This is a genomic window from Shewanella marinintestina (assembly GCF_023283845.1).
Classification (GTDB): Bacteria; Pseudomonadota; Gammaproteobacteria; order Enterobacterales; family Shewanellaceae; genus Shewanella; species Shewanella marinintestina.
Map to the genome: position 1 here is coordinate 48,087 of NZ_JAKILC010000005.1, position 13,513 is coordinate 61,599.

The 13,513-nt window shown below is 43.7% G+C and carries 11 protein-coding genes; 10 read left to right on the plus strand and 1 reads right to left on the minus strand.

Annotated features, from left to right (window positions below):
• Window positions 1–109 precede the first annotated feature (109 nt).
• The 10 genes from sdhC (at window position 110) to L2747_RS06990 (ending at window position 11,575) form a co-directional block, all read left to right on the plus strand.
• Entirely contained in the window at window positions 110–505 is a 396-nt protein-coding gene (sdhC, locus tag L2747_RS06945; RefSeq protein ID WP_220781988.1) for a succinate dehydrogenase cytochrome b556 subunit, read from the plus strand.
• Window positions 499–846, plus strand: a complete 348-nt coding sequence (gene sdhD, locus L2747_RS06950; RefSeq protein ID WP_248998354.1) for a succinate dehydrogenase, hydrophobic membrane anchor protein — start codon at window positions 499–501, stop codon at window positions 844–846. Before sdhC ends, sdhD begins: the two co-directional genes overlap by 7 nt.
• Window positions 847–2,613, plus strand: a complete 1,767-nt coding sequence (sdhA, locus tag L2747_RS06955) for a succinate dehydrogenase flavoprotein subunit (RefSeq protein WP_248998355.1) — start codon at window positions 847–849, stop codon at window positions 2,611–2,613.
• A 12-nt stretch (window positions 2,614–2,625) separates the two neighbouring features.
• Window positions 2,626–3,333 carry a succinate dehydrogenase iron-sulfur subunit gene (locus L2747_RS06960; RefSeq protein ID WP_220781975.1) on the plus strand — a complete coding sequence of 236 codons (708 nt, stop codon included), beginning with the start codon at window positions 2,626–2,628 and terminating at the stop codon, window positions 3,331–3,333.
• 208 nt (window positions 3,334–3,541) lie between these two features.
• Entirely contained in the window at window positions 3,542–6,361 is a 2,820-nt protein-coding gene (gene sucA / locus L2747_RS06965; RefSeq protein WP_248998356.1) for a 2-oxoglutarate dehydrogenase E1 component, read from the plus strand.
• Between the two features lie 32 nt (window positions 6,362–6,393).
• Complete coding sequence (gene odhB / locus L2747_RS06970) at window positions 6,394–7,587, plus strand: 2-oxoglutarate dehydrogenase complex dihydrolipoyllysine-residue succinyltransferase (protein WP_248998357.1); 1,194 nt, start codon at window positions 6,394–6,396, stop codon at window positions 7,585–7,587.
• Between the two features lie 78 nt (window positions 7,588–7,665).
• On the plus strand, window positions 7,666–8,832 hold the full coding sequence (gene sucC, locus L2747_RS06975) for an ADP-forming succinate--CoA ligase subunit beta (RefSeq protein ID WP_248998358.1): 1,167 nt from the start codon (window positions 7,666–7,668) through the stop codon (window positions 8,830–8,832).
• The gene (gene sucD / locus L2747_RS06980; RefSeq protein ID WP_220781978.1) at window positions 8,832–9,704 is read left to right on the plus strand and encodes a succinate--CoA ligase subunit alpha; all 873 of its coding nucleotides are present in this window, start codon (window positions 8,832–8,834) and stop codon (window positions 9,702–9,704) included. The genes sucC and sucD overlap by 1 nt, the downstream gene beginning before the upstream one ends.
• A 240-nt stretch (window positions 9,705–9,944) precedes the next feature.
• The gene (locus L2747_RS06985; protein WP_248998359.1) at window positions 9,945–10,253 is read left to right on the plus strand and encodes a hypothetical protein; all 309 of its coding nucleotides are present in this window, start codon (window positions 9,945–9,947) and stop codon (window positions 10,251–10,253) included.
• 392 nt (window positions 10,254–10,645) lie between these two features.
• Window positions 10,646–11,575: an AEC family transporter gene (locus L2747_RS06990; protein ID WP_248998360.1), complete on the plus strand. Its 930-nt coding sequence runs from the start codon at window positions 10,646–10,648 to the stop codon at window positions 11,573–11,575.
• A 162-nt stretch (window positions 11,576–11,737) separates the two neighbouring features.
• On the opposite strand, the gene L2747_RS06995 is transcribed toward L2747_RS06990, so the two are convergent.
• Window positions 11,738–13,402, minus strand: coding sequence for an FMN-binding glutamate synthase family protein (locus L2747_RS06995; protein WP_248998361.1), 1,665 nt, complete (start codon window positions 13,400–13,402; stop codon window positions 11,738–11,740).
• Window positions 13,403–13,513: the final 111 nt, after the last annotated feature.

Below are 13,513 nucleotides of genomic sequence, written 5' to 3' on the forward strand. Positions count from 1 at the left end.
ATCTGTTAAATGTTTGTTTCAAGTTTTCTTTTGTAAAAGTTCTAAACCGTGATTGAGATCACCGTTTAGAATTTAAGCAAAAGCGGTTCATATAACAAAAAATAGCTCAATTGAGCAGAGTGAGCAGAACGTGAAAAAGCAAAGACCTGTCCATTTAGATCTGCAGACCATACGCTTCCCTGCAACAGCGATCGCGTCCATTCTTCATCGTGTATCGGGTGTCATCATGCTGTTTGCCGTCGGTATTCTTATCTGGTTGCTTAATGAATCATTAGCATCAGCCGAGAGTTTCGCAGGCGTCCAATCTCTTTTTGATAACTTCGTTGTTAAGTTCATCATCTGGGGAATTCTTACCGCGCTGGGTTATCACTTGATAGTGGGCATTCGCCACTTAGTGATGGATGCTGGCTATTGGGAAGAGCTCTCTTCTGGTGTTTCTTCAGCTAAAGTCGCTATTGCATTATCAGTAGTGTTTTCAATTATTGCGGGGATTTGGGTATGGTAACTAACGCAGCAAGTCTTGGCCGCAGCGGTGTCCATGACTTTATTCTTATACGTGCAAGTGCTGTAGTCCTAGCCTGTTACACCATTTTTTTGGTTGGGTTTATCGCATGTAGCTCTCCACTAACTTATGACGCATGGCATGGCTTATTCAGCGCATTGCCAATGAAAGTGTTCACAATACTCGCTTTAGTTGCGGTGTTAGTACATGCCTGGATTGGTATTTGGCAGGTACTTACCGATTATGTAAAGTGCGTTTCTCTACGTGGTGTACTTCAGTTTGTTTTTGTCGTAGCAGCCTTCTGTTATTTGGCCGCAGGCATTTTGATTGTGTGGGGTGTTTAAGTGAGTATTCCTGTTCGCGAATTTGACGCGGTTGTAATCGGTGCTGGTGGCGCCGGTATGCGTGCCGCTTTACAAATATCTAAAGAAGGTAAGAGCTGTGCGCTGTTATCTAAAGTTTTTCCAACTCGTTCTCATACCGTATCTGCACAGGGGGGTATTACCGTAGCTCTTGGTAATGCACACGAAGATCACTGGGAACAACACATGTACGATACAGTGAAAGGTTCCGATTTTATCGGTGACCAAGAAGCGATTGAGTTTATGTGTAAAACCGGTCCTGAAGCGGTTATTGAACTAGAGCACATGGGTCTGCCATTCTCTCGTTTTGAAAACGGCAAAATCTACCAGCGTCCGTTTGGAGGTCAATCTAAAAACTTTGGTGGTGAACAGGCTGCGCGCACAGCGGCAGCTGCTGACCGTACAGGTCACGCACTACTGCATTGCCTATACCAACAAAACGTTAAGCATAAAACTGAAGTCTTTTCTGAGTGGTATGCACTCGACTTAGTCAAAAATGAAGACGGTGTGATTGTTGGTTGTACTGCAATCGAGATTGAAACCGGTGAAATCGTTTATTTTAAAGCCAAAGCTACCATTCTAGCAACGGGTGGAGCAGGGCGTATCTACGCATCAACCACAAACGCACATATTAACACTGGCGACGGTGTGGGTATGGCGATGCGCGCTGGCGTGCAGATGCAAGACATGGAAATGTGGCAGTTCCACCCAACGGGTATTGCTGGCGCAGGTGTTTTGGTAACTGAAGGTTGTCGTGGTGAAGGCGGATACCTACTAAACAAAGACGGTGAACGTTTCATGGAACGTTACGCACCTAACGCGAAAGATTTGGCATCACGTGACGTGGTAGCACGTTCTATGATGACTGAAATCCGTGAAGGTCGTGGTCTTGATGGTCCATTAGGCCCGCACTGTTTGCTTAAGCTTGATCACTTAGGTAAAGAGACCTTAGAAGCACGCCTACCAGGTGTTTGTGAATTGTCGCGCACATTCGCACATATCGATCCAGCAGACGGTCCAATCCCAGTATTGCCGACTTGTCACTATATGATGGGCGGTTTGCCAGCTAAAGTGAGTGGTCAAGTTGTTCGTCAAAATAATGATGGCAGCGAAGAAGAAGTCACTGGCTTATTTGCTGTTGGTGAAATTGCGTGCGTATCGGTACATGGAGCTAACCGATTGGGTGGTAACTCATTGTTAGATCTTGTAGTATTTGGTCGAGCAGCAGGGCAACATTTAGGTAAAGCGTTAGATGAAACGCCGACGCCAAAAGAGGCTAGCCAAGAAGAAGTTGATGCTTCTCTAGCACGTTTAAATCGCTGGGAAAGCAACAAAGACGGTGAAGATCCTGCGGTTATCCGCAAAGACTTACAGCTTTGTATGCAACTTAACTTCTCGGTATTTAGAAGTGGCGATGCGATGGCTGAAGGTCTTAAAGAGCTGAAAGCCATTCGTGAGCGTCTAGCCAATGCCAAGCTATCTGATAACTCAACAGAGTTTAATACTCAGCGTATTGAATGTTTAGAGCTAGATAACTTGATGGCCACTGCGATTGCAACGGCAACAGCGGCAAATTTCCGTACTGAAAGCCGTGGTGCTCATTCACGTGAAGATTACCTAGAGCGTGATGATGATAACTGGTTATGTCACAGTATTTATGACCCAGTTACCGAGCTTATGACTAAGCGTGATGTGAACATGGAGCCTAAGCTTCGCGCCGCATTCCCGCCTATCAAACGTACCTACTAAGGAGAAAACCCGATGAAATTGGAATTTGCAGTTTATCGCTACAATCCTGATGTAGATACTAAGCCATACATGAAGGATTACAGCTTAGAAGTGGATGAAGGTACCGATATGATGGTCCTTGATGCATTGCTAAAGCTAAAAGAGCTTGATCCAACTCTGGCGTTTAGACGCTCATGCCGTGAAGGTGTTTGTGGCAGTGATGGTATCAACATGAATGGTAAAAATGGTTTAGCGTGTATCACGCCCGTTTCTACCTTCAAAGGTAAAAAAATTGAAATCCGTCCGTTACCTGGTATGCCAGTTGTACGTGACTTGATTGTTGATTTAACTCAGTTCTACACCCAGTACGAGAAGATTAAGCCTTTCTTGATTAACGATGAAAAAACGCCGGCGCGTGAACATCTGCAATCACCAGAAGAACGTGAGCACTTAGATGGACTCTATGAGTGTATTATGTGTGCATGTTGTTCTACTGCTTGTCCTTCGTTCTGGTGGAACCCTGATAAGTTCATCGGTCCAAGTGGTTTGCTGCATGCTTACCGCTTCTTGATTGACAGCCGTGATACGGCGACAGAAGAACGTTTATCGGGTCTTGATGACGCATACAGCGTATTCCGCTGCCACGGCATCATGAACTGTGTTGACGTTTGTCCTAAAGGGCTTAATCCTACAAAAGCAATTGGACACATTAAGTCTATGCTGCTGCAGAGAGCCGTTTAGTATGCAGAACCAAGAGCCAATAATGATATAGCTCTATATGAGTCACTTTCCCTGTGGAGGGTGACTCTTTTTTGTGTCATGGAAGACAATTATAAAGAAAATCTGGAACTCTCGGGGCTACAGAGATTACAGAGAATTTGGGTCCGCTCAAACCCTCTGTATTTATGACTTTGGCTAAGCACGTGTATACAGTTTGAAAGGAATAGAAATGCACCAAGGCATCATGAAAGCCTGGCTCGAATCGTCACATCTTAATGGCGCGAATTCGACCTATGTAGAAGAGATGTATGAAGCCTATCAAGTCGATCCACAGTCGGTAACTGAAGACTGGCGTGTCGTGTTTGATAACCTCCCTCTAGTTAATGGTTCATCAGCGGATGTTCCAGAAGCTGCCCACTCTAAAGTACGTGACTATTTTCGTAGTCTTGCATTAGATGGACGTCAGAAAGGCTCACCTAAGGTGACCGATCATGAAGTCGATGCAAAACAAGTTAAAGTCCTACAGTTAATTAACGCTCACCGTTTCCGTGGTCATCAGAATGCCAATTTAGATCCGCTTCATATTTGGAAGCGCGATAAGGTTTCTGAGTTAGACCCAGCATTTCATGGCCTAGATGCCGATGACATGCAGCGTCAATTTAACACAGGTTCATTTGCACATGGTGGCGAAACCATGAAGCTTGTGGACTTAGTTAAAGCACTAAAAGCGACTTACTGTGGCTCTATTGGTGCTGAGTATATGCACATTACCGACACTGATGAGAAACGTTGGTTACAGCAACGTCTTGAGCCTTCTCTCGGTGCTGCAAATTACTCTAAAGCGGATAAAACTCGAATTCTTGAAGGACTTAACGCCGCAGAAGGTATGGAAAAATACCTAGGCGCTAAATTCCCTGGTGCAAAACGCTTTTCATTAGAAGGCGGCGACGCGCTGGTTCCTATGATGCGTGAGATCATCTACCGAGCAGGTGATGCGGGTACTAAAGAAGTAGTTATTGGTATGGCCCACCGCGGTCGTTTAAATGTACTGGTAAACATTCTTGGTAAGAAGCCGTCGGAACTGTTTGATGAATTTGCTGGTAAACACAGCGAATTAAACGGTAGTGGTGATGTTAAGTATCACCAAGGCTTTTCTTCAGATTTTGAAACACCAGGCGGCAACGTTCACTTAGCGCTAGCCTTTAACCCATCTCATCTAGAGATTGTTAACCCAGTGGTTATCGGCTCTGTTCGTGCTCGACTTGATCGTCGTGGCTGCGATACAGGCAAGCAAGTCATGCCAATCACCATTCATGGTGACTCGGCAATTACTGGCCAAGGTATCGTGCAAGAAACCTTTAACATGTCACAGACTCGTGGCTTTAAGGTTGGCGGCAGTATCCGCATCGTGGTTAACAACCAAGTGGGTTTCACCACTAACTTAACAGAAGATGTGCGCTCTACTGAGTACTGTACCGATATCGCTAAGATGGTTCAGGCTCCGATTTTCCACGTCAATGCAGATGATCCAGAAGCTGTAGCCTTTGTGTCACAGCTTGCCGTTGATTATCGCAACGAGTTTAAACGCGATGTGGTAATTGATTTAGTTTGTTATCGCCGTCATGGTCATAACGAAGCTGATGAGCCTAGTGCAACTCAGCCATTGATGTACGCTAAAATCAAAAAACATCCAACGCCAAGAAAAATTTATGCAGACCGCTTAATTGCTGAAAACACGCTTGGTAGCGACGATGTCACCTCTATGGTTAACGATTACCGTGATGCATTAGATGGTGGTGATTGTGTGGTTAAAGAGTGGCGTCCAATGACACTTCACTCGGTTGACTGGAGCCCATACATCGGCGCAGAGTGGAATGACTCTTACGATGCTCACATGTCACTTGACCGCATTAAAAATCTTGCTGACAAAATCAGTTATGTGCCAGAAAGCCATAAATTGCAGTCTCGCGTAGCTAAAATCTACAAAGATCGTTTAGCAATGGCATCCGGCGAGAAGCTGCTTGACTGGGGCTTTGCTGAAACCTTAGCTTACGCATCGATTCTTGAAGACAAGCAACGTATTCGTATTACTGGTCAAGATTCGGGCCGTGGTACTTTCTTCCACCGTCATGCGGTATTGCACAATCAAAATGACGCAACGGCTTATATGCCACTACGTAACATTGCTGATGAGCAAGGACCGATAGATATTACTGACTCAGTGCTTTCTGAAGCATCAGTATTAGCATTCGAATATGGTTATGCGACAGCAGAACCGGGTGGCTTAACCCTTTGGGAAGCTCAGTTTGGTGACTTTGCTAACTGTGCTCAAGTGGTAATTGACCAGTTCCTATCATCAGGTGAGCAAAAGTGGGGCCGTCTATGTGGTCTAACGATGTTATTGCCTCATGGTTATGAAGGCCAAGGTCCAGAGCACTCTAGTGCACGTTTAGAGCGCTTCTTACAGCTTTGTGCTAACCACAACATGCAAGTTTGCGTGCCATCAACGCCTGCACAGGTGTATCACATGCTGCGTCGTCAGGTTGTGCGACCTATGCGTCGTCCGCTTGTGGTTATGTCTCCTAAGTCTTTGCTACGTCACCCGCTAGCGGTTTCAAGTTTGGAAGAGCTTGCTGAAGGGACCTTCCAGAACGTTATTGGTGAAATCGATGAGCTAGACGCAACTAAAGTCGATAGAGTCGTATTCTGTAGCGGTAAAGTTTACTTTGAGCTACTTGAGCGTCGTCGTAAAGAAGGTCTAGATAACGTGGCACTTATTCGTGTTGAACAGCTTTATCCGTTCCCACACGATGAAGCGGCAGCAGCCCTTGCTGAATATAGCCACGTAAAAGATTTTGTATGGTGCCAAGAAGAGCCGCAAAACCAAGGTGCTTGGTATTGCAGTCAACACCATTTCTGGAGCGTCATCCCTGCAGGAGCTCAATTGAGCTACGCCGGTCGTGAAGCCTCAGCTGCGCCTGCATGCGGTTATCCATCATTGCATGCTCAGCAACAAGAATCATTAATCAACAGTGCATTAAAGCTGTAGTAATAGAACATTTATAAGAAGGATCGTAATCCATGAGTATCGAAATTAAGGTACCCGTACTGCCAGAATCAGTTGCTGATGCGACTATTGCTACTTGGCATGTTCAAGCTGGCGAGCAAGTTTCTCGTGATCAAATCCTTGTTGATATTGAAACTGATAAAGTTGTACTTGAAGTTGTTGCTCCAGAAGATGGCCAGATCTCAGCATTTTTAGCTGAAGAAGGTGATACGGTACTGGGTGAGGCAGTGATTGCAAGCTTTGTTGCTGGCGCAGTTGCCGGTCAAGAAGTAACTAAAGCACAAGCGGAAGCTGCAGCCCCTGCCAGCGAAACTGCTGATGAATCAAATGATGCATTAAGCCCATCTGTACGTCGTTTAATTGCTGAGCATAACGTAGATGCAAATGCGGTTAAAGGTACGGGCGTTGGTGGACGCATCACTAAAGAAGACGTTGAAGCATTTGTGAAAAACAAACCTGCTGCAGCGCCGACACCTTCAGCACCCGTTGCTGTTGCACCTTTAGCAGAACGTAGCGAAAAACGTGTACCTATGACACGTCTTCGTAAAACGATTGCTAATCGTTTATTAGAAGCGAAAAACTCTACTGCTATGTTAACCACGTTTAACGAAGTTAACATGAAGCCAATCATGGATATCCGTAAGCAGTATCAAGAGATTTTTGAAAAGCGCCACGGTATTCGTCTAGGTTTCATGTCTTTCTACGTGAAAGCGGTTACTGAAGCACTTAAGCGTTTCCCTGAAGTGAACGCATCAATTGATGGTGACGATATTGTTTACCACAACTACTTTGATGTGAGCATTGCTGTATCGACTCCTCGTGGTCTTGTCACGCCAGTACTGCGTGATACTGACAAGATGAGTCTGGCTGATATCGAACGTAATGTTCGTGAATTAGCAATTAAAGGTCGTGACGGTAAGCTAACCGTTGATGACATGACTGGTGGTAACTTCACCGTGACTAACGGTGGTGTATTTGGCTCATTGATGTCAACACCAATCTTGAATCTGCCACAGAGCGCGATTTTAGGCATGCATGCTATTAAAGATCGCCCAATGGCAGTTAATGGTCAGGTTGAAATCCTGCCTATGATGTACCTCGCACTTTCTTACGATCACCGTATTGTAGATGGTCGTGAATCAGTTGGTTATTTGGTTGCTATTAAAGACTTCCTAGAAGATCCAACTCGTTTGTTACTTGACCTATAGGCCAAGAACAAACAATACCCTCGTGCAGGCCCATTTGGGCCTGTTGAAATACACAAGAAGTATAATGGATAGATCATCATGAATTTGCATGAGTATCAGGCGAAATCTCTATTTGCCGAATATGGTTTACCAGTGTCAGAAGGTTTTGCATGTGATACTGCCCAAGAAGCAGTTGAAGCAGCAGGACACATTGGCGGTGATATGTGGGTTGTTAAGTGTCAAGTACACGCTGGCGGCCGTGGTAAAGCAGGTGGCGTTAAAGTCACTGGCGACAAAGAAGAGATCCGAGCGTTTGCTGAACATTGGTTAGGTAAGAACCTTGTTACTTACCAAACTGATGAGAAAGGCCAGCCAGTTGCTAAAATTTTAGTAGAAAGCTGCACTGACATCGCAAATGAATTGTACCTAGGTGCAGTGGTAGACCGTGCAACACGTCGCGTTGTATTTATGGCGTCTACTGAAGGTGGTGTGGAAATTGAAACTGTGGCTGAAGAAACGCCAGAGTTGATCCACAAAGCAATCATCGATCCGCTTACTGGTCCACAGCCGTACCAAGCACGCGATCTTGGCTTCAAGTTAGGTCTAAACCCTACTCAAATGAAGCAATTCACTAAAGTCTTTATGGGCTTAGCGAAAATGTTTGAAGACCATGATTTCGCACTACTAGAAATCAACCCACTTGTTATCACTGACGAAGGCAACATTCACTGTCTTGATGGCAAGATTGGTATCGATGGTAACGCACTATTCCGTCAACCAAAAATCCGTGAAATGCACGATCCATCACAAGATGATGCTCGCGAAGCACACGCGGCTAAGTTTGAGCTTAACTATGTCGCACTAGACGGAAACGTTGGTTGTATGGTTAACGGCGCAGGCCTTGCAATGGGTACCATGGACATTGTAAATCTACACGGTGGCAAGCCAGCTAACTTCCTAGACGTAGGCGGCGGAGCAACTAAAGAGCGTGTTGCTGAAGCGTTCAAGATTATCTTGTCTGACTCAAACGTTAAAGCTGTTCTTGTGAACATCTTTGGTGGCATCGTTCGTTGTGACATGATTGCTGAAGGCATCATTGGCGCAGTTAAAGAAGTCGGTGTACAAGTACCTGTTGTTGTTCGTTTAGAAGGTACTAACGCTGATCTAGGTCGTGAAGTTCTAGCTAACTCTGATCTAGATATTATCGCTGCTACAAGTCTAACTGACGCGGCTGAGCAAGTAGTTAAAGCTGCGGAGGGCAAATAATGTCTGTACTAATTAACAAAGATACCAAAGTTATCTGTCAGGGTTTCACTGGCGGTCAAGGTACGTTCCACTCTGAGCAAGCTATCGCTTACGGTACAAAGATGGTTGGTGGTGTATCTCCAGGAAAAGGTGGTCAAACTCACCTAGGTCTGCCAGTATTTAATACTGTTAAAGATGCGGTAGAAGTGACTGGCGCAACAGCTTCAGTTATCTACGTACCAGCACCTTTCTGTAAAGATGCAATCCTAGAAGCAATCGACGGTGGCATTGAGCTAATCGTTTGTATTACTGAAGGGATCCCAACGTTAGATATGCTTCAAGTTAAAGTTAAGCTTGAAGAAACTGGCGTTCGCATGATCGGTCCAAACTGCCCAGGTGTTATCACTCCGGGTGAATGTAAGATTGGTATCATGCCTGGTCATATCCACAAGCCTGGTAAAGTCGGTATTGTTTCACGCTCTGGTACGTTAACGTACGAAGCGGTTAAGCAAACGACAGATGAAGGTTTCGGTCAGTCTACTTGTGTTGGTATTGGCGGTGACCCAATTCCAGGTACTAACTTTATCGACGTATTGGAAATGTTCCAAAACGATCCGCTAACTGAAGCAATCGTAATGATTGGTGAAATTGGCGGTACTGCTGAAGAAGAAGCGGCTGAATACATCAAGGCTAACGTAACTAAGCCTGTTGTTTCGTACATTGCTGGTGTTACAGCACCTGAAGGCAAGCGTATGGGCCATGCAGGCGCAATTATCGCTGGTGGTAAAGGTACTGCTGAAGATAAGTTTGCCGCTCTTGAAGCTGCAGGCGTAACGACTGTACGTTCACTTGCTGACATCGGTAAGGCGTTACGTACTAAAACGGGTTGGTAATTTCTAACCTCGTGTAAAAAGGCGCTTCGGCGCCTTTTTTGTTGGCAGCAGAAATGTTTAGTAAGGAAGTTTGAGTGTAAAATTTACAAGCCTGCTGACTATTTTTAGATTTTAGTTTCACATTTATGATTCTAACTAGAACTAATGGCGATAAATGCGGCTAATTTAAGCGAAAATATGGCGTAGTTTTAACAATCTGTTATACCTAATTTATCTATAGGGAACTTGTAGGTAACTTTTATGTCTATGGTAAGCGCGAAAGAGTTTTCTGATTGGTTACGATTAAGATTTGGTGATCTTAACGAGGGGGTTGCACTCACTCGTAAAGATATCAATCAGTTAACTGGTCGTCAGAACTTTTCATCAGACTTTGTAAATGATATTCACTTTGAGTTAATGCGTCATGGCTTGGCGTTTGTTACTGATACATCAAGAGAGCATTTTTATCTTGTACCGATTAATAAGCAATCTTGGCGTGACAGATTAGAGCTGCAATTCGAAAAAGAGATTTTCTGCAATATCATTCCACTCAATATCTCCAGTCAGTAGGGCAAGTGAGTAAGGGGTAGCAATACTTGCTAAACCTTCATCTATCTAAAAAATTCTCGTAGTTAGCTCTTTTCTGCTCGCTTCATAGCCCTTGTTAGCATTTATTTGGTTAGGCGTTCATTTCAAGTGAGGTGGGTTGCGTATAGTTCGAGATTTTAGGCGACATGGATGTCACTAGGGTGCCGATACGTATTCCTAAATGCGCTGTGTAATAGCCAAATTTACTCTCAACAAGTGCATCTCGCCAATAGTGCAAGTTGAGTACTAACATTTTACTATTGATTTTGTTAATAAAAGCATACTTTGTTATCATCCCCGTGAAAAACTCATTTCAATTCTTATTTTACCGACGGTTCTAGGAAATCTTAGAAGTAGCAGTAAGGATCTCCGCTATGTCGACGCTTTCAATCATTTTTCCGCTATTGTTTATGGCTATACTCGGCTATGGTTTTACAGCTAAAGGCACGTTTACCAAGGAGCGTATTGCTGGTATTAGTCAGTTTACGTTTTACTTGTCGATCCCCGCCTTTTTGTTTATCAATATGTACCAAGCAGATTTGGCTAAAAGTTTTCAGATTAAAAGCTTAGCGAGTTTTTATCTTCCTGTACTGGTAACCTATTGTATTGGTGGTGTGCTATACGCTTGGCTTAACCGCCAGCGAAAACCTTTACTGGGGCCTAGTGCAGTATTTGGTTTAGGGTGCAGTTATTCGAACACGATTCTCGTAGGCTTACCTGTTATTGTTGGCGCACTTGGCGACGAAATGATTGGTAACGTATTTGCTATTATTACCTTCCATAGTGCACTGTTATTTTCGCTGACACTTTTGCTAGGGCATAAGCAAGATAGGGCCAGTTTTGACTTATGGTTATTGCTAAAGGGAATTGTGTTTAACCCTATAGTATTGAGTTTGTCAGGCGGCTTGGTTCTAAATTTATTGCAAGTGCCTTTATTCGATGATCTAGTCAGTGGGTTAACTTTATTAAGCACCCCAGCATTAGCCTGCGCCTTATTTGTGTTGGGGGCTAATTTAAGTTTTTATAAAATCTCACAAGATTGGCAACTTGCCTTAGCTGCCTCGTTTATTAAGCTGGTTTTATTACCTTTTAGCGTCTATTTGATAGGGCGGTATATATTTGGCTTAGAGGGGGATAATTTGGCGGTATCAGTACTTCTAAGTGCTTCACCACTCGGCGTTAATGCTTATCTTATTGCGATGCAAGTGAAACAACAACAAGCCATTATTGCCAGTACCGTTGTGTTATCGACAATATTATCAGTGATCACGATGAGCGTATGGTTGGCTATTTTGATGTCATAGTCGCTTTGATTTTTAGATTTAAGATTTGGCTTGCTGAACTTTCAATAAGTCGTGCTAGTACTGTTTTGATTCGTGAACCTTTGGACACTTTACTTTGCTTTACTTGCCCAAAGGTCATCACCATGATTTAAACGCATGGGAGCACTGGGAATATAGCTGCAGCTATCTAATAGTTGTTTCTCTATTTACAGAACGAGACAATTCCGCGGGTGAGAGGATATAGACGTCTTCTGAATAAAAGTCTTCAGCTTGCGCCATACTCCACCAGTCATTCCATGGTCCCGCGATCTTTTCACCCTTGAGAAGTTCATTTGGCTTAAGTGGCTCAATTAAACTACCTACAGACATCAATAGTCCATAAGGCGTCCGCCGTTTTAACATGTGAGGTTGTAGTTTTTCAGGACTATCTAATCCCATACTACCTACTAACTCAAAAAAGCTTTTTAATGTATTTTGATGATAATTTTTAACCCGTTCACTTTTTTCACTCACATTAATTGCTTTACTACGAGCAGGATCTTGTGTGGCGATACCTGTCGGGCATAAGTTAGTATTGCAGTGCCTTGACTGAATACACCCAAGTGACAACATCATGGTTCTTGCAGCGTTAACGCTATCGGCGCCCATGGCTATTTTAGCTAGCAGATCAAAACTAGATGCAGTTTTACCTGAAGCAATAATTTTAATTTTATCGCGAAGACCCGTGCCAGTTAACGCATTATGAACGAAATAAACGGCTTCAAGACACATCATGCCTAGGCGATTAGTGAATTCTACTGGTGCGGCCCCAGTGCCACCTTCGGCGCCATCTACGGTAATAAAGTCGGGTGTAATACCTGTTTCTATCATGGCCTTACACAAGCCTAAAAATTCGACAGGGTTACCAAGGCATAACTTAAAGCCTATTGGTTTTCCATTACTGAGTTCTCTAAGCTTAGCAACAAAATTGAGTAAATCTTTTGGTGTTGTGCACTCAGGGTTTACTGCTGGTGATACACAATCAACACCTTTGGGAATATGACGGATCTGGGCAATTTCATCAGTTATTTTAGCCGCTGGTAATACGCCACCATGCCCTGGTTTAGCACCTTGGCTTAGCTTTATTTCAATCATTTTAATTTGTGGCCGTGTCGCCATTGCTTTAAAACTATCAGGATTAAAATTACCCGCGTCATCTCTACAACCAAATAAACCTGAACCAATTTGCCAAACGATATCGCCTTGATGCTTTAGATGATAAGGACTAACGCCGCCTTCACCAGTATTGTGATAACAGCCTGCTTTGAGAGCGCCTAGATTAAGCGATTCTATAGCGTTGGCGCTAAGAGATCCAAAGCTCATGGCTGAGATATTAAAGTAACATGCTTGATAAGGCTGCGAACAATCAGGCCCGCCGATAGTGATTCTTTTCGCTGTATCTAATACCTCTTTTGGGTGCAGAGATTGCCAAAGGCTAAGGTAATTATCTTCAAGTAGGTCTCTTTGAGTACCAAAGGCGATGGTATCTCTTACGTTTTTGGCTCGCTGATATACTAGCGATCGTTGTTCACGGTTGAAAGGAGTTTCTTCTGTATCATTAGCAATAAAGTATTGCTGTATTTCGACGCGATAAGATTCGAGAAAGTAACGCAGGTAAGCAACAACTGGATAGAGACGGTTTAGCGTGTGTGGGCTATGGTTAATATCGTAATAGCCTACCAAGGTGTAGATAAAAGTGAAGGTAAAGATGGCCGTGGGAAATATCCCTGTATTGCTTAGCATATAGTTTATTGCTAACAAGTTTCCTAAGCTGGCAATGATCCAATAGACCTTTTGCATTATCGTCATAAAGCATTCCTTTATTGCTGACTTTTATTTGGCTTAAAGCTATTGAACGCTATCATTGCCATTTAAGCAAACATGTTTTAATACTTTCTAAACTAAACAAAATATGGGTAT